The sequence below is a fragment of the Vibrio splendidus genome (genome assembly GCF_001557875.1).
GTDB classification, from domain to species: domain Bacteria; phylum Pseudomonadota; class Gammaproteobacteria; order Enterobacterales; family Vibrionaceae; genus Vibrio; species Vibrio splendidus_F.
In genome coordinates this window covers 100,243-126,828 of sequence record NZ_LNRF01000006.1, presented here as the reverse complement: position 1 = coordinate 126,828, position 26,586 = coordinate 100,243, and the positions used below count along the sequence as shown (strand labels likewise).

Annotated in this window: 21 protein-coding genes; 14 read left to right on the top strand and 7 right to left on the bottom strand. The window is 45.5% G+C overall.

Features of this window, described 5'->3' with window-relative positions:
- Positions 1–5 precede the first annotated feature (5 nt).
- The 14 genes from murD to ATB74_RS15020 all read left to right on the top strand — a co-directional run bounded on the left by murD (position 6) and on the right by ATB74_RS15020 (position 20,202).
- Positions 6–1,322, top strand: a complete 1,317-nt coding sequence (gene murD, locus ATB74_RS15085; RefSeq protein WP_061019052.1) for a UDP-N-acetylmuramoyl-L-alanine--D-glutamate ligase — start codon at positions 6–8, stop codon at positions 1,320–1,322.
- A 22-nt stretch (positions 1,323–1,344) separates the two neighbouring features.
- A complete protein-coding gene (ftsW, locus tag ATB74_RS15080; protein ID WP_048609688.1) occupies positions 1,345–2,541 on the top strand; it encodes a cell division protein FtsW in 1,197 nt (398 codons plus the stop codon).
- Positions 2,542–2,553: 12 nt separating this feature from the next.
- A complete protein-coding gene (gene murG / locus ATB74_RS15075) occupies positions 2,554–3,615 on the top strand; it encodes an undecaprenyldiphospho-muramoylpentapeptide beta-N-acetylglucosaminyltransferase (RefSeq protein WP_061019051.1) in 1,062 nt (353 codons plus the stop codon).
- A gap of 13 nt (positions 3,616–3,628) precedes the next feature.
- Positions 3,629–5,089, top strand: coding sequence for a UDP-N-acetylmuramate--L-alanine ligase (murC, locus tag ATB74_RS15070; protein ID WP_061019050.1), 1,461 nt, complete (start codon positions 3,629–3,631; stop codon positions 5,087–5,089).
- Positions 5,090–5,367: 278 nt separating this feature from the next.
- Positions 5,368–6,060, top strand: coding sequence for a cell division protein FtsQ/DivIB (locus ATB74_RS15065; protein WP_017059290.1), 693 nt, complete (start codon positions 5,368–5,370; stop codon positions 6,058–6,060).
- A complete protein-coding gene (gene ftsA, locus ATB74_RS15060) occupies positions 6,053–7,321 on the top strand; it encodes a cell division protein FtsA (protein WP_010434747.1) in 1,269 nt (422 codons plus the stop codon). Before ATB74_RS15065 ends, ftsA begins: the two co-directional genes overlap by 8 nt.
- A 31-nt stretch (positions 7,322–7,352) precedes the next feature.
- A complete protein-coding gene (ftsZ, locus tag ATB74_RS15055) occupies positions 7,353–8,582 on the top strand; it encodes a cell division protein FtsZ (RefSeq protein WP_017059291.1) in 1,230 nt (409 codons plus the stop codon).
- A 96-nt stretch (positions 8,583–8,678) separates the two neighbouring features.
- Complete coding sequence (gene lpxC / locus ATB74_RS15050) at positions 8,679–9,596, top strand: UDP-3-O-acyl-N-acetylglucosamine deacetylase (RefSeq protein ID WP_010434751.1); 918 nt, start codon at positions 8,679–8,681, stop codon at positions 9,594–9,596.
- Between the two features lie 388 nt (positions 9,597–9,984).
- Positions 9,985–12,711, top strand: a complete 2,727-nt coding sequence (gene secA / locus ATB74_RS15045; RefSeq protein ID WP_061019049.1) for a preprotein translocase subunit SecA — start codon at positions 9,985–9,987, stop codon at positions 12,709–12,711.
- 295 nt (positions 12,712–13,006) lie between these two features.
- A complete protein-coding gene (gene mutT / locus ATB74_RS15040; RefSeq protein WP_060983042.1) occupies positions 13,007–13,405 on the top strand; it encodes an 8-oxo-dGTP diphosphatase MutT in 399 nt (132 codons plus the stop codon).
- Positions 13,406–13,497: 92 nt separating this feature from the next.
- Complete coding sequence (gene dapB / locus ATB74_RS15035; protein WP_081090132.1) at positions 13,498–14,322, top strand: 4-hydroxy-tetrahydrodipicolinate reductase; 825 nt, start codon at positions 13,498–13,500, stop codon at positions 14,320–14,322.
- A 503-nt stretch (positions 14,323–14,825) separates the two neighbouring features.
- Complete coding sequence (gene carA / locus ATB74_RS15030; RefSeq protein ID WP_010434758.1) at positions 14,826–15,980, top strand: glutamine-hydrolyzing carbamoyl-phosphate synthase small subunit; 1,155 nt, start codon at positions 14,826–14,828, stop codon at positions 15,978–15,980.
- Positions 15,981–15,996: 16 nt separating this feature from the next.
- Positions 15,997–19,227, top strand: a complete 3,231-nt coding sequence (gene carB / locus ATB74_RS15025; RefSeq protein ID WP_061019048.1) for a carbamoyl-phosphate synthase large subunit — start codon at positions 15,997–15,999, stop codon at positions 19,225–19,227.
- A 195-nt stretch (positions 19,228–19,422) separates the two neighbouring features.
- Positions 19,423–20,202: a TSUP family transporter gene (locus tag ATB74_RS15020; protein WP_061019047.1), complete on the top strand. Its 780-nt coding sequence runs from the start codon at positions 19,423–19,425 to the stop codon at positions 20,200–20,202.
- Here ATB74_RS15020 and ATB74_RS15015 read toward each other — a convergent pair.
- From ATB74_RS15015 to ATB74_RS14985, 7 genes are all read right to left on the bottom strand, one after another.
- Positions 20,153–20,998, bottom strand: a complete 846-nt coding sequence (locus ATB74_RS15015; protein ID WP_052880112.1) for a LysR family transcriptional regulator — start codon at positions 20,996–20,998, stop codon at positions 20,153–20,155. The two genes, ATB74_RS15020 and ATB74_RS15015, sit on opposite strands and share 50 nt — an antisense overlap.
- 207 nt (positions 20,999–21,205) lie before the next feature.
- Positions 21,206–21,823, bottom strand: a complete 618-nt coding sequence (locus ATB74_RS15010) for a TRIC cation channel family protein (RefSeq protein WP_017062893.1) — start codon at positions 21,821–21,823, stop codon at positions 21,206–21,208.
- Positions 21,824–21,897: 74 nt separating this feature from the next.
- Positions 21,898–22,767 (bottom strand): vitamin B12 ABC transporter substrate-binding protein BtuF, encoded by an 870-nt coding sequence (btuF, locus tag ATB74_RS15005; protein ID WP_060983045.1) that lies wholly within the window; start codon positions 22,765–22,767, stop codon positions 21,898–21,900.
- A gap of 1 nt (position 22,768) precedes the next feature.
- A complete protein-coding gene (locus ATB74_RS15000; protein WP_060983046.1) occupies positions 22,769–23,722 on the bottom strand; it encodes a cobalamin biosynthesis family protein in 954 nt (317 codons plus the stop codon).
- A gap of 10 nt (positions 23,723–23,732) precedes the next feature.
- Positions 23,733–24,428 (bottom strand): 5'-methylthioadenosine/S-adenosylhomocysteine nucleosidase, encoded by a 696-nt coding sequence (gene mtnN, locus ATB74_RS14995; RefSeq protein ID WP_061019046.1) that lies wholly within the window; start codon positions 24,426–24,428, stop codon positions 23,733–23,735.
- Between the two features lie 127 nt (positions 24,429–24,555).
- Entirely contained in the window at positions 24,556–24,984 is a 429-nt protein-coding gene (locus tag ATB74_RS14990; RefSeq protein WP_061019045.1) for a DUF1499 domain-containing protein, read from the bottom strand.
- 174 nt (positions 24,985–25,158) lie between these two features.
- Positions 25,159–26,571, bottom strand: a complete 1,413-nt coding sequence (locus ATB74_RS14985) for an FAD-dependent oxidoreductase (protein ID WP_061019044.1) — start codon at positions 26,569–26,571, stop codon at positions 25,159–25,161.
- Positions 26,572–26,586 lie beyond the last annotated feature (15 nt).

Below are 26,586 nucleotides of genomic sequence, written 5' to 3'. Positions count from 1 at the left end.
TTTAAATGGAACGTTGGCAAAATATTCAAAATGTAGTGGTTGTGGGGCTCGGTATTACCGGGCTCTCTGTCGTTAAACATCTCGTAAAATTTCAGCCTCATACTCATGTAAAGGTAATTGATACGCGAGAGCTACCACCAGGAAAGGAATCTTTGCCTGAATCGGTAGAGCTGCATTCTGGAAGTTGGAATAGCCAATGGTTAGCGGAAGCTGATTTGGTGGTTGCTAACCCAGGTATCGCACTCGCGACCCCTGAAATTCAAGATGTTATTCAAACGGGTACTCCGGTTGTTGGTGATATTGAACTGTTTGGCTGGGCGGTAGACAAACCCGTTGTAGCTATCACGGGTTCTAACGGCAAGAGCACCGTGACTGACCTTACTGGTGTGCTTGCTAAGGCTACGGGTTTGAATGTCGGTGTCGGTGGCAACATCGGTATTCCTGCCCTAGACCTTCTAGAACTTGATGCGGATTTGTATGTCCTTGAGCTTTCAAGTTTTCAGCTAGAAACTACATCGAATTTAAAACTTGCCGCTGCGGCATTCTTAAACCTGTCTGAAGATCATATGGATCGCTATCAAGGCATGGCCGATTACCGCGATGCAAAGCTAAGAATCTTTAACAATGCTCAATATGCGATTGTAAACCGCGACGACAAAGAGACGTATCCAGACCACAACATGTCATTAGTAACATTCGGACTCGACGGCCAGGAGTTTGGTGTCGCGACAGTTGATGGCATCGAATGGTTAATGGATAACGGTAAACCTGTACTTGCAACCCAAGATTTAACATTGGTTGGACGTCACAATGTGGCAAATGCGTTAGTCTCGCTAGCACTGCTTAAACAAGTTGGCATCGGTTACAGCAAAAGCCTTGAAGCCTTGAAGGCCTACAATGGTTTGACGCATCGCTGCCAAGTAGTGGCTGACAAACGCGAAATCAAATGGGTTAACGACTCGAAAGCGACCAACGTAGCCAGTACATTGGCGGCTCTGTCGGGTTTAGAGTGCCAAGGTACTTTGTATCTTCTGGTTGGTGGGGTTGGTAAAGGTGCCGACTTTAGCGAGCTTAAGCCTGTGTTGTCGCAACTAGAGCGCGTTCAACTGTGTTGTTTTGGTGAAGATGCAGCGCAATTTATGCCGTTACACTCATCGTCTAAGAGGTTTGAAACTATGGGTGACATTATCGAGAGTATCTCGAAGCAGTTAGTTGCCGGTGATATGGTGATGTTGTCCCCAGCGTGTGCTAGCTTCGATCAATTTAATAACTTCATGGCAAGAGGTGATGCGTTCACTGAACTTGCTCATGAGTATGCCTAACGTGTTGAAGGACTAACATTCAGTGCAAAGAGTGAAAGAGATCAATCAATCCATTTGGCAATGGCTTAACCGTGCCACACCAGAGGCGCTTTACGATCGTCAATTGGTATGGATTGCTCTTGGACTGATGCTGACGGGCTTAGTGATGGTAACATCGGCTTCGTTTCCTATCAGTGCTCGTTTAACCGATCAGCCATTTCACTTTATGTTCCGTCATGCCATCTTCCTTGTGTTGGCGTTAGGTGTCTCCAGCGTCATATTGCAAATCCCGATGCAGCGCTGGTTTCAATACAGTATGTATCTACTGGGCTTGTCCTTCTTCTTGCTGATTGTGGTACTAGCCGTCGGTAAGTCGGTTAACGGCGCATCGCGTTGGATCCCCTTAGGGCTATTTAACTTACAACCCGCTGAAGTCGCCAAGTTATCGCTGTTTATCTTTATGGCTGGCTACTTGGTTCGTAAACAAGATGAAGTGAGAAAAACCTTCTTCGGTGGTTTTGGTAAACCGATCATGGTATTCGGAGCTTTTGCCGTGCTGCTGCTAGGCCAACCCGATTTAGGTACCGTGGTCGTAATGCTAGTTACTTTGTTTGGCATGCTATTCATTGCCGGTGCCAAGCTTTCACAGTTTATCGCCTTGATGGTGGCAGGTATTGCCGCGGTCGTTGGTTTGATTGTTATAGAACCTTATCGTGTTCGACGTGTTACCTCATTCTGGGAACCTTGGAACGACCCGTTCGGCAGTGGTTACCAGCTAACTCAGTCATTGATGGCATTTGGCCGTGGTGATTGGATGGGGCAAGGGCTTGGTAACTCAATTCAGAAACTCGAATACTTACCCGAAGCGCACACCGATTTTGTATTTGCTGTGTTGGCTGAAGAGTTGGGTTTTGTTGGCGTGACCTTGGTGTTGATACTGATCTTTAGCTTGGTTTTTAAAGCCATTTTTATTGGTAAAAAGGCCTTTGAAAATGACCAAGTATTCAGTGGTTATCTAGCATTTGGTATCGGTATTTGGTTTGCATTTCAGACGCTTGTTAACGTGGGTGCAGCTTCAGGCATCGTCCCAACCAAAGGTCTAACCTTGCCGCTGATCAGTTATGGTGGTTCAAGTCTTATCGTGATGTCGGTGGCGGTGTCTATGCTGCTGCGTATTGATCACGAATGCCGAATGCAACAAAAAGAACAAGCCGATAATCAAAACGAATTAGTAGAATAAGAATCTAACGTTATGAAACAAAACAAAAAACTTTTAGTGATGGCTGGTGGTACTGGCGGTCACGTTTTCCCAGGGTTAGCGGTAGCGAAAAAGCTTCAGCAACAAGGCTGGGAAATTCGCTGGTTAGGAACGGCAGACAGAATGGAAGCGGATTTGGTACCAAAGCATGGTATTGAGATCGACTTCATCAAGGTGAAAGGCCTGCGTGGTCAAGGCATTAGCAAGTTAATTAAAGCGCCGTTCCAGATTATTAATGCCATACTTCAAGCAAGACAACACATTAAAGCATGGCAACCTGATGTGGTGCTTGGTATGGGTGGTTACGTGAGTGGCCCGGGTGGTATCGCGGCATGGTTGTCTGGCATTCCAGTGGTTCTGCATGAACAAAATGCAGTGGCAGGTTTAACCAACCAATGGCTGTCTAAGATTGCTAAAAAGGTTTTCCAAGCTTTCCCTGGTGCTTTCCCTACCGCAGAAGTGGTGGGTAACCCAGTACGCGAAGATGTGGTTGCCTTAGCTGAACCCGAGCAGCGCATGGCTGAGCGAGATGGTGACATCCGCATCTTGGTTATGGGCGGCAGTCAGGGCGCCAAAATCCTGAACGATACCATGCCAGTAACGATGGCGCAGCTTGGTGAAGGCTTCACTGTGATGCACCAAGCGGGTAAGAACAATCAACAGCAAGTCATTGAGCAATACAAATCACATTCTGTAGATAATGTTCAAGTGACTGAATTTATTGATGATGTGGCGCAAGCTTATGAGTGGGCAGATCTATTAGTGTGTCGCTCAGGTGCATTAACCGTATCAGAAGTGTCTGCGGCAGGTGTCGGATCTATCTTCGTTCCGTTTATGCACAAAGACAGACAACAAGCGTTGAATGCCGACCATTTAGTTGAATGTGGCGCAGCGTTAATGATTGAACAGCCTCAACTAACGGCTGATAAGCTAGCGAACACTATCGTGCAGCTTGATAGAAATGAATTAAAAATGATGGCTACAAAAGCTCGTCAAGCCGCGAAGCTTGATGCTGATGTGACCGTCGCTGAAGCGATTAAAGCTTTAGCAAAATAATGAGATTGAATTGATGACGATTGAACATACCCAAGACTTAGCGCAAATCCGTGCAATGGTGCCAGAGATGCGCCGTGTTAAATCTATCCACTTCATTGGTATTGGTGGTGCCGGAATGAGCGGGATTGCTGAAGTCTTGCTAAATGAAGGCTACCAGATCACGGGTTCTGATATTGCTCAAAACCCAGTGACTGATCGTTTAATTAGCAAGGGTGCGACCGTTTATATCGGTCACCAAGCGAGTAACGTTGCCGACGCAAGTGTGGTGGTGGTTTCAACCGCTATCAACGAAGAAAACCCAGAAATTATTGCAGCTCGTGAAGCGCGCACACCGATCGTTCGTCGTGCAGAAATGCTGGCTGAGCTAATGCGTTTTCGTCACGGCATTGCTGTGGCAGGTACGCACGGTAAGACAACCACGACTGCGCTAGTGACACAGATTTACTCGGAAGCAGGTCTAGATCCAACCTTCGTAAACGGTGGTTTGGTGAAAAGTGCCGGCACTAACGCACGTTTAGGTTCAAGCCGTATTCTTATCGCTGAAGCCGATGAGAGTGATGCGTCATTCTTACATCTGCAACCAATGGTTAGTATCGTAACTAACATTGAAGCGGATCATATGGATACCTACGGCGGCGATTTTGAAACGCTAAAGCAGACGTTTATTGATTTCTTACACAATCTACCATTCTACGGTCAGGCTGTGATGTGTGTTGATGATCCAGTAGTGCGTGAGCTTATTCCTCAAGTAAGTCGCCAGGTGATTACTTACGGTTTCTCAGAAGATGCGGATATTCGTATTGAGAACTACGTACAAGAAGGTCAACAAGGTAAGTTCACGGTAGTACGTGAAGGTAAAGCTAACCTTGATATCACGTTAAACATTCCAGGTCGTCACAATGCATTGAATGCATCCGCGGCGATTGCTGTTGCAACAGAAGATGACATCAGCGATGAAGCGATTCTCAAAGCGATGGCGGGAACCGAAGGCACGGGTCGCCGTTTCGATCACTTAGGTGAGTACGAAACAGGTAAAGGCGTTGCTATGTTGGTTGATGATTACGGTCATCACCCAACCGAAGTTGATGTGACGATTCAAGCTGCACGAAGTGGCTGGACTGATAAACGTCTTGTAATGATCTTCCAACCACACCGTTATAGCCGTACTCGCGATCTGTATGATGATTTTGCGAACGTTCTTGAACAGGTTGATGTCCTAATTCTGTTAGATGTTTATTCTGCTGGTGAGAAACCTATTGCAGGGGCAGACGGACGTTCATTAAGTCGAACTATTCGCGGGCGTGGTAAGATAGATCCAATCTTTGTTGCCGATATCAACGCGCTGCCGTCGGCTTTAGCCAACGTAATTCAAGGTGGTGACCTTGTTTTAACGCAGGGTGCAGGCGATGTTGGTCGAGTGGCGAAGCAGTTGGAATCGTTACAGTTAGACATTAATAAAATGCAGAACGCGTAACAGAATACTGTCTACAGACTGTGGTCAATCGCTCACTTCTTGCGATTGACCTAAAATTGACCAAAAATCTTATTATCAACGTTTGATAGTTTGATTTTGCTCAGTATAATTCATAGGTTAAAGTAAGTGCTTTTACCTCTATTACGAAGATAGGGAATAGAATTGCGAACCAACGACAGGGAATGCGGGCTTTGGTAGAAAGTACTTTTAGCGAAAACCGCCACCTATTCAGTTTACCGTCGCTCAAGAAACACGCCTTAGGCGGGTCTTTTTTTGTCATGGTATTGCTATTCATTGGGTTTCTTTTCTATACCACACTGACTTGGATGTGGGACGATCAGCGATTGCCTCTCTCCAAAATAGTACTTCAAGGCGACTTAACTTACGTAACCGCTGGTGATGTTCAACATGCGTTTAGCGAGCTAGAGCATATTGGAACATTCATGTCGCAAGACATTGGTGTGTTGCAAGACAGTTTAGAAGCGTTACCTTGGGTTTCAGTGGTCTCCATTCGTAAGCAGTGGCCAGACACAATAAAAGTATTTTTGACTGAGTACCATGCAGCAGCAATCTGGAATGGCAACATGCTGCTGAATGACGATGGTCAGGTGTTTAATGGTGATATCGGCCTGTTGAAGGGTGATAGAGTTAAGCTTTACGGCCCAGACGGCACCAGCCAAGAAGTGATAGAAAAGTGGCGACAGATAACCCCTTTGATTAACAGTCTAGGGTTAACCGTTACCTCACTCGTTCTCAATGAGCGTCGCGCTTGGCAAATAATCCTAGATAACGGTATCCGTTTAGAACTAGGTAAAGATTCTTTAGATGAGCGTGTTGAACGCTTCATTTCGCTTTACAACGAACTTGGTAGTAAAGCGAATCAAGTGAGCTACATCGACCTCAGGTATGATACGGGAGCCGCTGTAGGCTGGTTTCCAGAGCAAGAGTTAGAAGAGAGCACAGATGACTAAGACCGCAGATGACAACATAATCGTTGGTCTTGATATAGGCACTGCGACCATATCAGCTCTGGTTGGTGAAATATTGCCTGATGGTCAAATCAATATCATTGGTTCTGGGCAAAGCCCATCCAGAGGTATGGATAAAGGTGGTGTAAACGACCTAGAGTCGGTAGTGAAGTCGGTTCAGCGAGCTATTGATCAAGCAGAGTTGATGGCGGAATGCCAAATCAGCAATGTATTTATCTCGCTATCGGGTAAACATATCGCAAGCCGAATTGAAAAAGGCATGGGCACTATCTCTGATGAAGAGGTGTCTCAAGACGATATGGATCGAGCGATCCATACCGCGAAATCAATTAAAATAGGTGATGAGCAGAGAATTCTGCACGTGATCCCACAAGAATTTACCATTGATTATCAAGAAGGGATTAAGAACCCACTTGGCTTATCTGGTGTTCGAATGGAAGTCAGTGTTCACCTAATTTCTTGCCATAGCGACATGGCGAGAAACATTATTAAAGCTGTTGAACGATGTGGTCTCACAGTAGAACAAATCGTGTTTTCAGGACTTGCCTCAAGCAATGCGGTAATTACTGAAGACGAGAGAGAGCTTGGAGTGTGTGTAGTAGATATCGGTGCGGGTACAATGGATATTTCCATTTGGACTGGCGGCGCACTTCGACACACAGAAGTCTTTTCCTACGCAGGAAATGCAGTAACCAGTGATATTGCCTTCGCTTTCGGCACGCCAGTGAGCGATGCTGAAGAGATAAAAGTAAACCATGGTTGCGCTCTGAGTGAACTCGTAAGCAAGGATGACTCTGTTAACGTCCCAAGTGTTGGTGGTCGCCCATCGAGAAGTTTGCAACGACAAACTTTGTCGGAAGTGATTGAACCACGTTACACTGAACTTATGGGCCTCGTTAACCAAACTATTGATACGGTTCAATTACAGCTACGAGATGAGGGTATTAAGCACCACCTTGCAGCTGGCGTCGTTCTCACTGGTGGAGCGGCACAAATTGACGGATTGGTAGAGTGTGCGGAACGTGTTTTCCGCAATCAAGTTCGAGTTGGTAAGCCGTTAGAAGTTAGTGGCTTAACTGACTATGTTAAAGAGCCGTATCATTCTACGGCGGTTGGTTTACTTCATTACGCAAGAGATTGTCAGATAAGTGATGAAGGTGATTACAGCGAACCTAAGCGTTCAGCACCTTCTATGTCAGGTTTATTTGGTAAATTGCGTAATTGGATACAAAAAGAGTTTTAACCTGAGTTGCAGGAAAAAACGGAGATAACACATGTTTGAACCGATGATGGAAATGTCTGACGATGCGGTAATTAAAGTCGTTGGAGTTGGTGGCGGTGGCGGTAACGCTGTTGAGCACATGGTGCGTGAGTCAATCGAAGGCGTAGAGTTCATCAGTGTTAACACTGACGCACAAGCACTTCGTAAAACAAGCGTGAGCAGCGTGATCCAAATTGGTGGTGATATCACTAAAGGTTTGGGCGCTGGTGCAAACCCACAAGTAGGCCGTGATGCAGCTCTCGAAGATCGAGAAAGAATTAAAGAAGTTCTAACTGGCGCCGATATGGTATTTATCGCAGCTGGTATGGGCGGTGGTACAGGTACAGGTGCTGCTCCAGTTATTGCTGAAGTTGCGAAAGAGTTGGGTGTGCTAACGGTTGCTGTGGTAACTAAGCCATTTAGCTTTGAAGGCAAAAAGCGTTTAGCGTTTGCTGAGCAAGGTATTGAAGAGCTTTCTAAACATGTGGATTCTTTAATTACGATTCCAAATGAGAAGCTACTTAAAGTACTTGGCCGTGGCGTAACTCTGCTAGAAGCTTTCGCAAGTGCAAATGATGTGCTTAAAAATGCTGTACAAGGTATCGCTGAGCTAATTACTCGCCCTGGTATGATTAACGTCGATTTCGCGGATGTTCGCACCGTGATGTCTGAGATGGGTCATGCAATGATGGGTAGCGGTATCGCAAAAGGTGAAGACCGTGCTGAAGAAGCTGCTGAAACGGCAATTTCTAGCCCACTACTAGAAGACATCGACCTAGCTGGCGCGCGTGGCGTTCTTGTGAACATCACTGCAGGCCTAGATATGCGTCTAGATGAATTCGAAACAGTAGGTAATACAGTTAAGGCATTCGCATCTGATAACGCAACAGTTGTGATTGGTACTTCTCTAGACCCTGATATGACGGATGAAATCCGTGTAACTGTTGTTGCAACAGGTATCGGTACAGAGAAAAAACCAGATATTACATTAGTTGCTGGTGGTAAAGCTAAGGTTGCACCAACTCCTCAACCACAGGTAGCAGCTCAAACTGCACCAAAAGTGGAAGAGAAAGTGGCACAGCCATTGCAGGAAAAAACTGAGGTTAAACCTCAAGTTAAGCCGCAGCCAACAACGTCTCCTGTTTCTTCAGGTACAGGCGCTAGCCAAAGTGCAGCACCTAAAGCTGAGAAAGAGAGTGGATACTTAGATATTCCAGCATTCTTACGACGTCAGGCTGATTAACAAATACCCAAAATTTGACTATCGTCGAATTAATGGTAAAATTCGCGGTCGGTAAATACTGACCGTGATTTGTAGCACTGATAACGAGGCAAGCAGATGATCAGACAACGTACTCTGAAAGAAATTGTGAAAACAACTGGTGTGGGTCTCCACTCTGGTCGTAAAGTCACACTTACTCTTCGCCCGGCAGCTGCAAATACAGGCATTGTTTATCGTCGTACAGATGTAAATCCACCTGTAGATTTTCCAGCTGATCCAGCGTCAGTTCGTGACACTATGCTATGTACAGCTCTTGTTAATGACGAAGGCGTACGTATCTCTACAGTGGAACACCTTAACGCAGCTCTAGCGGGTATGGGCATCGACAACATTATTGTTGAAGTAGATGCTCCTGAGATCCCAATTATGGATGGTAGCGCAAGCCCATTCGTATACTTGCTACAGCAAGCGGGTGTAGAAACACTGAATGCAGCGAAGCGTTTTATTCGTATTAAAAAGCCTATCCGTTTTGAAGATGGCGATAAGTGGGCAGAATTTGTTCCATTTAACGGCTTCCGTATGGACTTTGAGATCGACTTTAACCATCCAGCAATTGAATCTGATGAGCAACGTTTGTTGTTTGATTTCTCTTCACAAGGTTTTGTGAAAGAAATTTCTCGCGCTCGTACTTTCGGCTTCATGCGTGACATTGAGTATCTACAATCTCAAAACCTAGTACTTGGCGGTAGCTTCGATAATGCTATCGTTCTAGACGAATACCGAATTCTGAATGAAGAAGGTCTACGTTTTGACAATGAGTTCGTAACTCACAAAGTACTCGATGCGATTGGTGACTTGTATATGTGTGGACACGCTATTATTGGTGAGTTCCGTGCATACAAATCAGGTCACGGCCTAAACAACCAACTACTACGTGCAGTACTTGCTGACGCAGAAGCTTGGGAATGGGCAACATTCGAAGAAGAAGTGGGCTCTCCTGTTGCATTTGCTGAGCCAGGAATGGTTCTAGCGTAATTGTTGTTTACAACAATATAAGATTTCGAAAACCAGGTCATTGACCTGGTTTTTTTGTATCTATTTTCCAGATACAGTGTCGTCAACATCCGAAAGTTGACTACCAATGGGCTACAGTCTGGCTAATCCGTCAGCAATTAGAAAGAAAAGTTCCAAGCACATCAAACAAATGGGGTTATTAATGGTCGTTGGTGTGAAAATTACTTACACTAAAGGGCATTAATTTTAACTCAAGCCTTGAAAACTCTACTCTCAAGTACAATATCAAAGATACTAGATTTATCTCAGTATCCTTGGTTAGTAACTGAAGACTAGTTCATAGCTAGTAGAGACTGACGGCATTTAAAATAGATCGCGGACGATCTGAGAACGAAGAGATTCCAAGCACATGATTACTAAGCTGCTGACAAAGGTAATTGGCAGTCGCAATGACAGAACACTGCGCCGCCTTAGAAAAATTGTAAAAGAAATTAATAACTACGAACCAACGTTTGAAGCACTTTCAGATGAAGAGCTAAAAGCAAAAACGGTTGAGTTTCGTGAGCGCTTAGATAAAGGTGAATCGCTAGACCAACTTCTACCGGAAGCATTTGCTACGGTACGTGAAGCGTCTAAGCGTGTTTACGGCATGCGTCACTTTGACGTGCAAATGATTGGTGGCATGGTTCTAAATGCTGGCCAAATTGCAGAAATGCGTACTGGTGAAGGTAAGACTCTTACAGCAACCTTGCCAGCTTATCTTAACGCCCTACCTAGCAAAGGTGTTCACGTAGTAACGGTGAACGACTACCTAGCGAAGCGTGATGCGGAAACAAACCGCCCATTATTTGAATTCCTTGGTATGACTGTTGGCGTGAACGTGCCAAACATGGCTCCACCAGAGAAGAAAGAAGCGTACCAAGCGGATATCCTATACGGAACAAACAATGAGTTTGGTTTCGACTACCTACGTGACAACATGGCTTTCCGTGCTGAAGATCGTGTTCAACGTGAACGCTTCTTCGCTGTTGTCGATGAAGTTGACTCAATTTTAATTGATGAAGCTCGTACTCCACTTATTATCTCTGGCCCTGCTGAAGATAGCTCAGACCTTTACACGCGTATTAACACGTTAATTCCGAACCTTGAGCGCCAAGATAAAGAAGATTCTGAAGAGTACCGTGGTGAAGGCCACTACACCATGGACGAGAAATCGAAGCAGGTTCACCTGACTGAAAATGGTCAAGAATTTGTAGAAGAGCTAATGGTGAAAAACGGCCTGATGGAAGAGGGCGATACGCTTTACTCTCCAACAAACATCAGCCTATTGCACCATGTTAATGCAGCGCTTCGTGCACACGTATTGTTTGAGAAAGACGTTGACTACATCGTTACTGAAGAAGGCGAAGTGGTTATCGTTGATGAACATACTGGTCGTACTATGCCAGGTCGTCGTTGGTCTGAAGGTTTACACCAAGCTGTTGAAGCTAAAGAAGGTGTGAAGATTCAGAATGAAAACCAGACTCTAGCATCGATTACATTCCAGAACTTCTTCCGTCTATACGAAAAGCTGTCAGGTATGACAGGTACTGCCGATACTGAAGCTTTCGAATTCCAGTCTATCTACGGCCTAGAAACTGTGGTTATCCCAACCAACAAGCCTATGGTTCGTAACGATATGCCAGATGTGGTTTATCGTACTGAAGAAGACAAGTTCAATGCGATCATTGAAGATATCAAAGACCGTGTAGCAGCTGGTCAGCCATCACTGGTTGGTACGGTTTCTATCGAGAAGTCTGAACTACTGTCTAATGCACTGAAAAAAGCAAAAATTAAGCACAGCGTTCTAAATGCTAAATTCCACGAAATGGAAGCAGAGATCGTTGCACAAGCTGGTATGCCGAGTGCGGTAACTATCGCAACTAACATGGCTGGTCGTGGTACCGATATCGTGTTAGGCGGTAGCTGGCAGGCACAAGTTGAGAAGCTAGAGAATCCAACCAAAGAGCAGATCGATAAGATCAAAGCTGATTGGAGAATCATCCACGATAAAGTACTTGAGTCAGGTGGTCTGCACATCATTGGTACTGAGCGTCATGAATCTCGCCGTATCGATAACCAGCTACGTGGTCGTTCTGGTCGTCAAGGTGATGCGGGTTCTTCTCGTTTCTACCTATCAATGGAAGATTCTCTGCTACGTATCTTTACATCGGATCGTATGGCTGGTCTTATCCAAAGTGGTATGGACGAAGGCGAAGCGATCGAATCTAAAATGCTTTCTCGCTCAATTGAAAAAGCACAACGTAAAGTTGAAGGTCGTAACTTCGATATTCGTAAGCAGCTTCTTGAGTACGATGATGTAGCCAATGACCAACGTAAAGTGGTTTATGAGCTTCGTGACGAACTGATGAGTTCTGACGACATCAGCGAAATGATCGAACACAACCGTGAAGACGTGTTTACTTCGGTTATCGATGAGTACATTGCTCCTCAATCTCTTGAAGATATGTGGGATATCGCGGGTCTGCAAGATCGTCTGAAGAATGACTTCGATCTAGACTTTGATATTCAAGGTTGGCTAGACGAAGACGACAAGCTTTACGAAGAAGCATTGCGTGAACGAATCCTAGGTATGGCGGTTGATTCGTACAAACAGAAAGAAGAAGTGGTTGGTGCTCAAGTACTGCGTAACTTCGAGAAGTCTGTGATGCTACAAACGCTAGACGGTCTTTGGAAAGAGCACTTGGCTGCGATGGATCACCTTCGTCAAGGTATCCACCTACGTGGTTATGCTCAGAAGAACCCGAAACAAGAGTACAAGCGTGAGTCGTTTGAACTGTTTGAAGGCCTACTAGATGTACTAAAAACAGACGTTGTTACCATTCTTTCTAAAGTTCGCGTTCAGCAACAAGAAGAAGTTGAAAAGATGGAAGCGCAACGTCAAGCCCAAGCTGAAGAAGCGGCGCGTCGTGCAAAAGCACAACATGCAACGGCTGAAAACCAGCTAGGCGACAATGAAGCTGAAGCTGCATCTCCACAAACGGTAGTACGTGATGAGCGTAAAGTGGGTCGTAACGAACCATGCCCATGTGGAAGTGGTAAGAAGTACAAACAGTGTCACGGTAAAATAGACTAATGCTTTGCTGTAGTGGCTGATAACTTCGTCGGCGATGCTCATTTACATTTGTAAACTCCGCGTCGCCTCCTCGTTCTCAACCAATACAGCTTTGCCTTAATATAATTTTGATAAAAAGAGTCGCTTAGGCGGCTCTTTTTGTATGTGAAAATAATAAGGCTTCGATAGCGTCATCCTCGAGAGTGAGGGACGAGCGAGTCGGGGATCTTTCGAACTAACAAAAGAGTAGATTCCCTATCTAATTCGTTCCTCATTGTAGGGAATGACGATGGGGACATGAAAGGAACACCAACATATGAAAAGAATCCACATTGTAGCGGGCATTATCTTCAATCAAGATAAGTCACAGGTATTTATCACAAAGCGCCCGGACGACAAACACAAGGGCGGTTTCTGGGAATTTCCTGGTGGTAAGGTAGAAGCGGGTGAAACCATTGAACAAGCAATGACTCGTGAACTTGATGAAGAGATTGGCATTAAAGTGACTGAACAGTCTCTGTTTGAGCACCTTGAATTTGACTATACGGATAAGTCGCTTAAGTTTGATTTCATCCTGGTGACCGACTTTCAACAGCAGCCTTATGGCAAAGAAGGTCAACAAGGTGAATGGGTAAGACTAGAATCATTGAATCAATACGCCTTCCCAGAGGCAAATGTGCCAATTTTAGAGCGAGTAATAAAAGAGTTTTCGTAATTGCTAGCCTGAGTTTGAGATTGTTGTTAGTTTAAAGAGATTAATCGATTGAACGTTGCTGCAAGAGATAAGTGGCAACGGTAACCAAAACAATGGAGATATTCGCAGTGGTAAGAATTGCAATTGCAGGAGCAGCGGGCCGTATGGGTCGCAACTTGGTGAAAGCCGCTCATCATAATTCAGAAGCAAGTGTTGGTGCTGGTTCAGAGCGTCCAGAGTCATCTTTGGTCGGCGTTGATGTTGGCGAGTTATGCGGTGAAGGTCGTTTTGATGTTGCTCTAGTGGATGACTTGTCTAAAGCCATCGAAGAGTTTGATGTGATTGTCGATTTTACTGCACCTGTTAGCACATTAGCGAATATTGAACTTTGTAAACGTCACGGTAAAAAGCTGATCATCGGTACGACGGGTTTCTCTGAAGAAGAGAAGCAGGTGATTGATGCAGCTTCAAAAGAGATGCCTATCGTAATGGCACCTAACTACAGTGTCGGTGTGAACCTGGTATTTAAGCTGCTAGAGAAGGCCGCTAAAGTGATGGGCGATTATTGTGATGTCGAGATCGTTGAGGCTCACCATCGTCATAAAGTCGATGCACCTTCTGGTACTGCGATTGGCATGGGCGAAGCGATTGCTGGTGCGATGGGCAATGAGCTAAACAATGTAGCCGTGTGGTCACGCGAAGGTATTACTGGCGAGCGTACTAAAGATGAGATTGGTTTCGCGACGATTCGTGCCGGTGACATCATCGGAGAGCACACCGCTATGTTTGCTGATATCGGTGAGCGAGTAGAAATTACTCATAAAGCCACAGATCGAATGACCTTTGCTAATGGCGCAATCAAGGCTGCGGTTTGGTTAAATGATAAACCAGCAGGCTTTTATACCATGACGGATGTGCTTGGTTTGAATGACCTGTAAATAGATATTTATGCGCTGGCAATTGCCGGCGCTTTCTTTATTTGGTGCCTTTTCCTTAGTAATCTCTCTTCTACGATCCTCCTTTTACTTTCTTATCATCGTCATTTCTCCTCTATTTCTATGTTGTTTATGTGGGCTTTAGTGTGTTTTTTGTTTTAGATCTTTAAATTGTCATGTTTTCTCTTTGTATTTATCGATTGCGTTTTGTTGCTGATATTTTTGTCACTCTACGGGTGGCTAAAATGAGGGGTGAAAATTAGAAAATCGTAATATTCGAGCTAAATGCGCATGAAAGTTGAACTTTTGGAGCTTTGAGGGGGTAAATTGAATTAGTCCTTACAAATGTTTAATTTCTTTTGCGTTAAATGTTGACACGTATCATGCAGATCACTAAAATACCGCCAATTTGTCTAATTTCCATAAACACGCAGTTTTTGGTGTTGCAGGAAGGTAGATTTGCAAATTAAATCAATTTTAATGCATTTTTATTTCTGGAGGTTGTCTTGAAGAAGTCAGCACTACTCGTCCTAGAAGATGGGACAGTATTTCACGGTGAAGCCATTGGCGCTGTAGGTTCTGCAGTTGGTGAAGTCGTTTTTAATACCTCGATGACGGGGTACCAAGAAATCCTCACTGATCCTTCCTATTCTCAACAAATCGTTACCCTTACTTACCCTCACATTGGCAATACCGGAACCAATTCCGAAGACGAAGAATCTTCTTCAATCCACGCTCAAGGCCTTGTGATTCGCGATCTCCCTCTAATCGCTTCTAACTTCCGTAATGAACAATCCCTTTCTGATTACCTTAAGTCGCAAAACGTTGTTGGTATCGCTGATATCGATACTCGTAAGCTGACGCGTATTCTTCGTGAAAAAGGCGCACAGAACGGTTGTATCGTAGCTGGCTCTTCAGTAAACGACGGAAATTTAGACGAGGCTTTGGCTCTAGCTAAAGCAAAAGAATTCCCTGGCCTGAAAGGTATGGACCTTGCGAAAGAAGTTACAACAAAAGAAGCGTATCAATGGAAACAAGGTTCGTGGACGCTTACGGGTGGACTTCCTGAAGCGAAAGCAGACTCAGAATTGCCATACCACGTTGTTGCTTATGACTTCGGTGCAAAACGAAACATCCTACGAATGCTTGTTGACCGCGGCTGCCGCCTAACGGTTGTTCCTGCTGAGACTTCTGCAGAAGAAGTGCTAGCTCTGAACCCAGACGGTGTTTTCCTTTCAAATGGCCCTGGTGACCCAGAGCCATGTACTTACGCAATTGAAGCGACAAAAGTGTTCCTAGAAAAAGGCTTACCAATCTTCGGTATCTGTCTAGGTCACCAGATTCTTGCTCTTGCGTCAGGCGCTAAGACAGTGAAGATGAAGTTTGGTCACCATGGTGCAAACCACCCGGTTAAAGATTTAGATCGTGATGTTGTGATGATTACTTCGCAAAACCACGGCTTTGCTGCTGACGAAGAAACCCTTCCAGAGACACTACGTGCAACGCACAAATCACTATTTGATGGTTCTCTACAAGGTATTCACCGTACAGACAAACCAGCATTCAGCTTCCAAGGTCACCCTGAAGCAAGCCCAGGTCCAGAAGACGCAGCGCCGTTATTCGACCACTTTATTGAACTAATCAAACAGCACACAGCGTAATTCGGAGTAGTAGACAATGCCAAAACGTACTGACATTAAAAGTATTCTTATTCTAGGTGCTGGCCCGATCGTTATCGGCCAAGCATGTGAGTTCGATTACTCTGGTGCTCAAGCTTGTAAAGCGCTTCGCGAAGAAGGTTACCGAGTTATTCTTGTAAACTCGAACCCAGCGACAATCATGACTGACCCAGATATGGCCGATGCAACTTACATCGAACCTATCCAATGGGAAGTTGTGCGTAACATCATCGCTAAAGAGAAGCCTGATGCAGTTCTACCTACTATGGGTGGTCAAACTGCATTGAACTGTGCTCTAGACCTAGAAAAGCACGGCGTTCTTGAAGAGTTCGGTGTTGAAATGATTGGTGCAACGGCTGACGCTATCGATAAAGCAGAAGACCGTTCACGCTTCGATAAAGCAATGAAAGCTATTGGCCTTGAGTGTCCAACTGCTGATACAGCGAAAACGATGGAAGAAGCTTACAAAGTTTTAGACATGGTTGGCTTCCCTTGTATCATTCGTCCATCGTTCACGATGGGTGGTACTGGTGGCGGTATCGCTTACAACAAAGAAGAGTTTGAAGAAATCTGTCGTCGTGGTTTGGACTTATCTCCAACAAACGAACTTCTTATCGATGAATCACTTATCGGTTGGAAAGAGTACGAGATGGAAGTGGTCCGTGACAAAAACGACAACTGCATCATCGTATGTGCGATTGAAAACTTCGACCCTATGGGTATTCACACCGGTGACTCAATCACCGTGGCTCCAGCTCAAACGCTGACAGACAAAGAATACCAATTAATGCGTAACGCATCTCTAGCAGTACTGCGTGAGATTGGTGTTGAAACAGGTGGTTCAAACGTACAGTTTGGTATCAACCCGAAAGATGGCCGTATGGTTATCATCGAGATGAACCCACGTGTATCTCGCTCTTCTGCACTAGCATCTAAAGCAACAGGTTTCCCAATCGCTAAGATTGCAGCGAAACTGGCTGTTGGCTTCACGCTAGACGAGCTAATGAATGACATCACTGGCGGCGCAACGCCAGCATCATTCGAACCAACAATCGACTATGTAGTAACTAAGATTCCTCGTTTTAACTTCGAGAAATTTGCAGGTGCTAACGACCGTCTAACGACGCAAATGAAGTCTGTTGGTGAAGTTATGGCTATTGGCCGTAACCAACAAGAATCTCTACAAAAAGCACTTCGCGGCCTAGAAGTTGGCGCGACTGGTTTTGACGAAATGGTAGACCTAGATGCACCTGATGCTCTAACGACTATCCGTCACGAACTTAAAGAAGCTGGCGCAGAGCGTATTTGGTACATCGCTGACGCATTCCGTGCTGGTATGTCGGTAGATGGTGTATTCAATCTAACGCAAATCGACCGTTGGTTCCTAGTTCAAATCGAAGACATCGTTAAGCTAGAGCAAGAACTGAAAGCGAAAGGCTTTGCTGGTCTGAACAAAGACGAGCTAAACAAGCTTAAGCGTAAAGGTTTTGCAGATGCGCGCCTATCTAAGATTCTAGGTGTAGCAGAGAGCGAAATCCGTCGTCTGCGTGACCAATACGATATCCACCCAGTGTACAAGCGTGTAGATACGTGTGCGGCTGAGTTCTCTTCTGATACAGCTTACATGTACTCATCTTACGATGACGAGTGTGAAGCGAACCCAACAGACAAAGACAAGATCATGATTCTAGGCGGCGGTCCAAACCGTATCGGCCAAGGTATTGAATTTGACTACTGTTGTGTACACGCATCACTAGCACTACGTGAAGATGGCTACGAAACTATCATGGTTAACTGTAACCCTGAGACTGTTTCTACAGACTACGATACGTCTGACCGTCTGTACTTCGAACCAGTAACTCTAGAAGACGTACTAGCAATCGCTCGTGTTGAGAAGCCAAAAGGCGTTATCGTTCAGTACGGTGGTCAAACGCCACTTAAACTGGCACGTGCTCTTGAAGCGGCTGGCGTACCAATCATCGGTACTAGCCCTGACGCAATCGACCGTGCAGAAGACCGTGAGCGTTTCCAAGTTGCTGTAGACCGTCTAGGCCTACTTCAGCCAGAAAATGCAACAGTAACAACAATGGAGCAAGCGGTAGAGAAATCTCGCGAAATCGGCTTCCCACTGGTTGTACGTCCTTCTTACGTACTTGGTGGTCGTGCGATGGAAATCGTATACGACGAGCAAGATTTACGTCGCTACTTCAACGAAGCAGTTAGCGTATCAAACGAATCTCCAGTACTACTTGATAGCTTCCTAGACGACGCTGTTGAAGTAGACGTAGATGCGATTTGTGACGGTGAGCGCGTTGTAATCGGCGGTATCATGGAGCACATCGAGCAAGCGGGTGTTCACTCAGGTGACTCAGCATGTTCTCTTCCTGCATACACGCTAAGCCAAGAAATCCAAGACGTAATGCGCGAGCAAGTTGAAAAGCTAGCGTTTGAGTTGGGTGTTCGTGGTCTGATGAACACGCAGTTTGCTGTTAAGAACAATGAAGTGTACCTAATCGAGGTTAACCCTCGTGCAGCACGTACGGTTCCATTCGTATCTAAAGCAACTGGCGCGCCAATCGCTAAGATTGCCGCTCGTGTAATGGCGGGTCAATCTCTAGAGTCTCAAGGCTTTACGAAAGAAATCATCCCACCTTACTACTCAGTGAAAGAAGTTGTACTTCCATTCAACAAATTCCCTGGTGTTGACCCACTGTTAGGCCCAGAAATGCGCTCTACTGGTGAAGTTATGGGTGTTGGTGCGACGTTCGCAGAAGCATACTCTAAAGCTGAATTGGGTTGTGGCAACATCTACCCAGAAGGCGGTCGTGCACTTCTTTCTGTTCGCGAAGGCGACAAAGAGCGTGTTGTTGACCTAGCATCTAAGCTATCTAAGCTTGGTTACCAGCTAGACGCAACTCACGGTACTGCGGTTATCCTTGGCGAAGCGGGCATCAACCCACGTCTAGTAAACAAGGTGCACGAAGGTCGTCCTCACATTCTTGACCGTATCAAGAACAACGAGTACACGTACATCGTGAACACTGCAGCTGGCCGTCAAGCGATTGAAGATTCTAAAGTTCTTCGTCGTGGTGCACTTGCTGAGAAAGTTAACTACACGACTACGCTAAATGCTGCATTCGCGACTTGTATGGCGCACACTGCAGACGCGAAAACGTCAGTAACTTCAGTTCAAGAGCTACACGCTCAGGTTAAAGCTTCTCAAGCTTAATCACCTAAAGTGTATCGCTGTTAAGCGGATACAAATGCTCAAAGCCCACTCTTCTGAGTGGGCTTTTTTATGTCTGTTATCTGATGTTGGTTAAATGATGAATATTTGGAATAGGTTAGAATCTTGTGTTTCGTTATTGCTCGTCTGTCGTGAGTGGTAACTTGTCGCTACACAGGACTTAAAGGCGTTGGGTATATGGAAATCACTCTAGAAATATTGACTATCTTGTTTGTTGTTGCAACGGCAGCAGGCTTTATTGATGCAATGGCTGGCGGCGGTGGGTTACTGACTCTACCTGCATTGCTAGCGGCTGGAGTTCCACCCACGCAGGCATTGGCAACCAATAAACTCCAAAGCTCATTTGGCAGCTTCTCTGCGAGTTGGTATTTTGTGCGCAACGGTATCGTCAGCATCAAAGAGATGCGCCTTGCTATCTTTTGTACCTTTATCGGCTCTGCTATTGGCGCCGAGTTAGTCCAGCACATTGATGCGAGCCTACTGACTAGTGTGATACCGTTGCTGCTTATCGCTATATCTCTCTATTTCCTGTTAGCACCCCAAACTAGAGCGTCTGAAGGAAAACAGAAGATCTCTGAGGCGATGTTTGCTCTGTGTATTGGCGGCGGCGTGGGTTTCTATGATGGCTTTTTTGGCCCAGGAACAGGCTCTATCTTCACCGTCTGCTTTGTTGCGATTGGTCACTTCTCGTTAGTCGACGCGACGGCGCGTACTAAGGTACTTAACTTCACCTCGAATATCGCTGCCTTAATTTTCTTTATTTTGGCTGGTTTGCCAATTTGGAAGTTGGGATTAGTGATGGCGGTCGGCGGTTTTATGGGCGCTCAGCTTGGCGCTAAAGTGGTGGTGACAAAAGGGCAGAAATGGATTCGCCCCCTTGTGATCGTGATGTCGATGCTAATGGCGTCTAAACTGCTTTGGGAACAGCATCAACAATGGATTCTATCAGTGTTTTAACTCGTGGAGACTGGTAACTATTTGGTCTGACACAGATATGAATCGGCCGAATCAAGCCTGCTAATTCGGTGAAGCTATACAGATATTGAGGCTCAATATTGAGTGTTTTTACGATAGATAGCGGGATTAACGCTGGCCCAGTCCCGCCCAATGCAAGTTGCGCCGCTGCGGTGTAGGCATCCATCTCCATTAAGGGTTTGATACCAAACTTCTCTAATACAGAAAGTTGATAAGAATTGGCAGGGTTGGTCATATCGTTGGTAATCACCAATGGAGGAAGCTCCGTTAGCGGCGACTTACTCACTATGTAAAACGGTTCATCAAATAGGTGGAAGGTCATCAACCCATGATGCGGTGGCAGTAAGCCAGCACACAACCCCAAAGTCGCCTTGCCAGATTGTACTCGCTCTATGATTCTCGGTGTGTGGTTGGTGGTAATGGTGATGTACTTATCTTGCTGGATAAATTGGCCCATCATCTCACCTAAATAACCGGCTATCAGAGATTTAGAGCTGTCTAGGGTAATGAGAGTGGTATCTTCCAACTCTTGCTGTTCATAAATAAGCCCGCGAAGTTCATTGAATGTAGGGCCAATACTCTCTATTAATGCTATCGCATCTGGCGTGAGTTTTATCTGTCGGCCACTCGGTTCAATGAGTTTTTTACCTAGCTTCTTTTCTAAATTCGCAATCCGTTTGCTGACTGCTGATTGGCTGATATAAAGCAAACTGCCTGTGCGGCTCATGGTCTTTGCTTTACTCAATACCAGTAGAGTTTCGATTCCTTCGAGTAGCATTGGGTTATATTCATGAAAGTTGGGAATGATTTTTTTAACTTACCTGAAACGCAATCCATTCTCTAGACTTGAAACTAAAGCTTTGAACCAAGTTAGGTATTTTTAGTTATGCTCGCACGTGTAACGCGAGAGCATAATAATTGTGTTGAGGGAGCTCAAATTAAGAAAGGCTCCTTTGCGGAGCCTTTCTTAATATTTGGTAATGGTTTATTTGATGGCGAAGGTCGGCAATGATAAATGCCAACGAATGGCGCCAAGCCTGATCAATAGTGTTGAGAACACGCCGGCTAGAAATGCAGTTTCTGAGTCGTGCCCCATGCTGATCGCCATGGTGTGGAAAGTGCCACCAATGATACAAGCGGTCGCGTAGACTTCACTTCTTAGAATCATTGGCACTTCACGAGCAAGCACGTCGCGGATAATACCACCACCACAGCCGGTGATGACCCCCATGATGATGGCCACTAGTGCTGAATCTTGATAGATAAGCGCTTTTTCTACCCCAATGCCAACAAACACCGCTAGGCCAATCGCATCACATACCGGCAATATCCACCAAGCGAGACGTTTCGGGCGTCTTACAATAATCATGGTCAGCAAACAGGTGATGATGATGACCCAAAGGTAGGTGGTATCGGTGATCCAAAATACGGGAGTCGCGCCCAGAGCCATGTCTCGAATTGTACCGCCTCCAATTGCGGTAACACTGCCTAGAACGGCGACGCCAAAGGGATCCATCTTAAGACGGCCAGCGACAAATACGCCTGAGACGGCAAAGATGGCAGTGCCAAATAAATCGATAATATAAAGCAGCATGGAGTCCATGATACTGGTGCTCTTATAGTTAAAATTGTAGGGACAGGTCGGTGGCGAATTGTACGAAAAAACGCAGCAAATAGTTAGTGATTTTGCCTAGCTCTATCGAAGAAATCGCACACTTGTTGGATCGCATTCAAAGTTCTCGTTGTCGGGCGATTAATCCAGTCAGAATTGAGTGACCAAATCTGATTTTGAGCAACTGCTGGGATCTCATCTTCCCATGTTTGCCACATGGTTCCATTCTCAATCGCGTGCTGAGAAGTGAAGATCACTTGCGGTTTTCTTAATACAACTTGTTCAATACCAACTTGCGGATAGGGGGAAGCACTGTCTTCAAAAATATTGTGGCCACCACAAAACTCAAACACCTCACTTGGCCAGTGCCCTTGAGCAACAGTGATGATCGGCTTCTCACTGAGTTGGTAGAAGTAGTTTACTGGCTCAGCATCTTTGTATTTTAGTCTTAACGCGTTGAGCTGCTCTCTGTATTGTTGAGCGTTATTTTCGCCAATACTTGGATCGCTAGCGTATTGGCTCAGTTGTTCAATATTGGTTGCGATACTGTCTAGGCTTTTGGTTTTGGAGTAGTAAATATTAAAACCAAATTGCTCTAGTTTTGCTAGTTCTCTGGGCGGATTTCCGGCTGGCCACGCAAGAATCAAATCAGGCTGAAGTGCGATGATCTTCTCAACCTTGATGCCTTGATAGTTTGCCACTTTTTCAAGCTGGTCTGCTTGTGGTGGGTAATCACTTCGTTCACTTACGGCTACAAGGTTGTCGCCTAAACCAGCGCTGTACGCGAGCTCAGTAGCGTGAGGAGCAAGGCTGACCACGCGTTGAGCTGGCTGTACTTTTTCTTGAGTCAGAGGTGCTTCTTCTGCAAATGATAAAGGCAGCCATAAGCTGGAAGACAAAATAGTAAGGCTTGTAACAAGTGCTGAATGTTTCACTCTAAATCCCTTGGTGAACAAATAGTAAGGCTAGGCTTTGTAAAAACATCCAGATAGCGATGCGACCAAATAGTAGTTTCTGAACCTGAGACAGATGCAGGGCTGATGGGGCGATTCTTCCGCCTAATTTTGCACGAATGGCTTTGGTGTTGTCGTAAATCGCAGGGCCACCCAATGATAGTTCAAGCTTGTTGCCAACGGCTGTGATTAACCATGCAGGGCCGGGCAGTGGCCAAGAGCGACTTTGGACTAGCATCATCTTAAATGTGTGTGTTGCTTTATCACCACATGCGATCATCAAAGCAAACAAACGCATCGGTATAAATTCTAGGATAGCGACGATCTTGATAGCCGTTGAGCCAAATGGAGAAAATAGCTTGCGACTTGGTGACCAAGCTCGAGCTAACTCGACCACAAGGCGATACATTAACGCGGCGACTCCACCACCAATGGCGTACCAGAACAATACACAAACCACGTTACGAGCGTAACCCATGATGATGGTTTCTGTGGCGGCTTTGCCTAGGCCAAGTGATGAAAGTGATTCAGTCTGACGATTGACAATCGGAGCCAGTAACTGACGTGCGGCCGCTTTATCTTCTCGGCCAAGTGCTTTGATCAGTTGGTTAGCCAGCTTTTCATTATTGCGCCAATCAATCGCGAGTAATAACAGTGCTAATTCAAACAGTTGAGATTGCCAAACCAATGGTTGCAGAGCCAATAGAATAACCAGAGTCGGCAGTACCATTAGCCCCCAGGCTAATGTGCCTGAGATTAAGCTTTGGGAGTAGTTGTGGTTGTTATTAACCTTGCTTGCTAAAAGCTCAGCAAACTTATGCCATAAGGTCGTGGGGTGTGCGGCATGGGGTATAGGTAAAATTAAATGAAAAAGCAGTGCTCCCCACATCACAAGGAGCACGCCATTTGCAAATACCTGATCAAACAGTGTTTGCATGTCTAGTCGCTTACTTTAGTAGGGCAACCATTTTGATAACCATTTCAGAAGAGCTTTGCGCTGCGAGTGGCAGGAACTCTTCAAAACTCATTGGTGATTCTTTGTCTGCAACATCAGAGATTGCACGAACAACCACAAATGGTACTTGGAACTGGTGACAAGCTTGAGCAATCGCAGAAGCTTCCATTTCTACAGCAACCACAGACGGGAAGTGCTTACGGATGAACTCTTGGTGTTCTGCTGTGCAAACAAATGCGTCGCCAGTACAGATAAGACCGCGAACTGCATGCTTATCTTCCATTTGTGCTAGTGCTTGCTCAGCAACGGCCATCAGCTTGTCGTCTGCTTTGAACGCTGCAGGTTGACCTGCCATTTGGCCGATTTCGTAACCGAAGGCCGTAACGTCTGCATCGTGGTGACGAACTTCTGTAGAGATAACAACATCGCCAAGGTTCAGTGTTGAATCAAAACCGCCAGCAGAGCCTGTGTTTAGTACCACGTCTGGTTGGTATTCGCTTAGTAGGATAGAAGTACCAACAGCCGCTGCTACTTTACCAATGCCAGATTGAAGCAAAACAACGTCAACACCATTTAGCTGACCAGAGAAAAAGGTACAACCGCCTTTATTAACTTCAGTAATGTCTGAAATTGCTGCTTTTAGGATCGCAACTTCTTGCTCCATTGCGCCAATGATGCCGATTTTCATGTGTAGTCTCTTAATAAATAATATTTAAACAGTAGAGTGAAATTGTAGCATGGATAAGAAGTGTCGAGCGACTGCCCAGAGGCACTTCTCATCCGAATAGCAGCGATTTATCTGCGTATTCTTTTATCTATTTGATTAGGCCTTCGCTTTTCAAGCTAGTACGAAGTTGTTCAGCACGTTTTCGGTTTACGCCAAAATCAGAATGGCCAGTACGAGACTCTGAACGCACGATCAGTTTGTCACCAGTGATTTTTAGTTCTAGGTCATCGACAAAGCGCATGATGCGGGAAGTACATTCCACACGCAGGTAATCTTCTGTTTTACTCGCGGTTTTCGAACCTGGTAAGGTTAGCGCAACCTGCTCAATCGCATCCAAGCTTGCTGAATCTGATAACTCAAATGCAGCCAAAGTATGTTGTTCACGGTCATCTTGTGTTGATACGCAATTGGGTTTGTTACCACAAGGTGATGAGGTTCTGTCTTTCATGTCCGTGATTCCTTGGCTGCAAGCGGTTAAAGTGAAAAGAGATAGCGAGAGGAGAGCGGCTTTTTTCATAGTGTTTCCTATGGCGTTGTTTTATACCAATCGTAGTTCTGGGTATTGGTTACTTTGCGATTGTTTCACGTATTTTCGTTATGCTTGTAATAAACGTATCTAATTCAAAAAAGGATCCATCATTGGATCCTTTTTTATAGTAACGAACTGAGTAATAAAGGAAACCTTAACCAATTACACTTCTAGATAATCCAAGATCCCTTCCGCTGCTTTGCGGCCTTCATCAATAGCGGTCACCACTAAGTCAGATCCTCGAACCGCATCACCACCTGCAAAGATCTTGCTGTTGGTGGTTTGGTATTGAAACTCTTGTTTGCCGGGAGCTTTGATTCGACCCCATTGATCCAATTCCACACCGAAAGGTTCTAGCCATTCCATCGCGTGAGGTTGGAAACCAAATGCCATGATAACGGCGTCTGCTTCAAGAATATGCTCACTGCCTTCTACAGGTTCCGGACGACGACGACCTGCTTCATCGGGTTCACCTAGCGCCGTTTTCACCACTTTGACGCCCGTAACGTGACCGGATGAATCGGTTTCCAGTGCTAATGGTTGAAGGTTGAACATAAACTTCACGCCTTCCTCTTTCGCATTCTTCACTTCACGACGAGAGCCTGGCATGTTCGCTTCATCTCGGCGATAAGCACAAATGACGTTAGCTGCATGCTGACGAATCGAAGTTCGGACACAGTCCATCGCGGTATCACCACCACCAAGCACAACCACTTTTTTACCCTTCATGTCGATGAATGGCGTTGGATTATCGAGTTCCATGACCTTGTAGGTATTGGAAACAAGGAATGGTAGGGCATCATAAACGCCCGGAGCTTCTTCGTTGTCTAACCCAGCACGCATGTTTTTATAGGTACCGACACCTAAGAAAACGGCATCATAGTCATCGACCAGTTGTTGTAGTTGAACGTCTTTACCGACTTCGGTATTCATCTTAAATTCAACGCCCATCCCGCTAAAAATACGGCGACGGTTTTCCATGATACCTTTCTCTAGTTTGAACGATGGGATACCAAACGTGAGCAGGCCACCGATCTCCGGATAGCGGTCAAATACTACGGCCTTCACACCGTTTCGAACTAAGATGTCAGCAGCAGCAAGACCGGCGGGGCCTGCGCCGATGATTGCGACCTTTTTGTCGGTCCACTCGACATGCGACATGTCTGGTTTCCAGCCCATCTCAAACGCTTTGTCATTGATGTATTTTTCAATGTTGCCGATGGTGACTGCGCCGAAATCGTCGTTGAGGGTACAAGACCCCTCACACAAACGGTCTTGAGGGCAGACTCGGCCGCAAACCTCAGGCAAGCTGTTGGTTTGGTGAGACAGTTCAGCTGCTTCGATAATGCGCCCTTCATTGGCAAGCTTGAGCCATTGAGGGATGTAGTTATGGACTGGACACTTCCATTCACAGTAAGGGTTACCACAGTCTAAACAGCGGTCAGCTTGCGCCTTGGCTTGTTGCTTAGTAAAAGGTTCGTAGATCTCTACAAACTCAATCTTACGTATCTTGATTGGCTTCTTCGCTGGGTCTACGCGATTCACATCAATAAATTGGTATACATTCTGGCTCATTAGTGGCTCCTTCCA

Coding starts and splice junctions, on each gene's coding strand:
- ATB74_RS15010 (WP_017062893.1), bottom strand. CDS start 21,823: ATGGACTCCATGCTGCTTTATATTATCGATTTATTTGGCACTGCCATC.
- murD (WP_061019052.1), top strand. CDS start 6: ATGGAACGTTGGCAAAATATTCAAAATGTAGTGGTTGTGGGGCTCGGT.
- ATB74_RS14990 (WP_061019045.1), bottom strand. CDS start 24,984: ATGAAAAAAGCCGCTCTCCTCTCGCTATCTCTTTTCACTTTAACCGCT.
- secA (WP_061019049.1), top strand. CDS start 9,985: ATGATTACTAAGCTGCTGACAAAGGTAATTGGCAGTCGCAATGACAGA.
- ATB74_RS15000 (WP_060983046.1), bottom strand. CDS start 23,722: ATGCAAACACTGTTTGATCAGGTATTTGCAAATGGCGTGCTCCTTGTG.
- mutT (WP_060983042.1), top strand. CDS start 13,007: ATGAAAAGAATCCACATTGTAGCGGGCATTATCTTCAATCAAGATAAG.
- ATB74_RS15020 (WP_061019047.1), top strand. CDS start 19,423: ATGGAAATCACTCTAGAAATATTGACTATCTTGTTTGTTGTTGCAACG.
- ATB74_RS14985 (WP_061019044.1), bottom strand. CDS start 26,571: ATGAGCCAGAATGTATACCAATTTATTGATGTGAATCGCGTAGACCCA.
- lpxC (WP_010434751.1), top strand. CDS start 8,679: ATGATCAGACAACGTACTCTGAAAGAAATTGTGAAAACAACTGGTGTG.
- mtnN (WP_061019046.1), bottom strand. CDS start 24,428: ATGAAAATCGGCATCATTGGCGCAATGGAGCAAGAAGTTGCGATCCTA.
- ATB74_RS15065 (WP_017059290.1), top strand. CDS start 5,368: ATGGTATTGCTATTCATTGGGTTTCTTTTCTATACCACACTGACTTGG.
- murC (WP_061019050.1), top strand. CDS start 3,629: ATGACGATTGAACATACCCAAGACTTAGCGCAAATCCGTGCAATGGTG.
- dapB (WP_081090132.1), top strand. CDS start 13,498: ATGGAGATATTCGCAGTGGTAAGAATTGCAATTGCAGGAGCAGCGGGC.
- ftsA (WP_010434747.1), top strand. CDS start 6,053: ATGACTAAGACCGCAGATGACAACATAATCGTTGGTCTTGATATAGGC.
- ATB74_RS15015 (WP_052880112.1), bottom strand. CDS start 20,998: ATGCTACTCGAAGGAATCGAAACTCTACTGGTATTGAGTAAAGCAAAG.
- carB (WP_061019048.1), top strand. CDS start 15,997: ATGCCAAAACGTACTGACATTAAAAGTATTCTTATTCTAGGTGCTGGC.
- murG (WP_061019051.1), top strand. CDS start 2,554: ATGAAACAAAACAAAAAACTTTTAGTGATGGCTGGTGGTACTGGCGGT.
- ftsZ (WP_017059291.1), top strand. CDS start 7,353: ATGTTTGAACCGATGATGGAAATGTCTGACGATGCGGTAATTAAAGTC.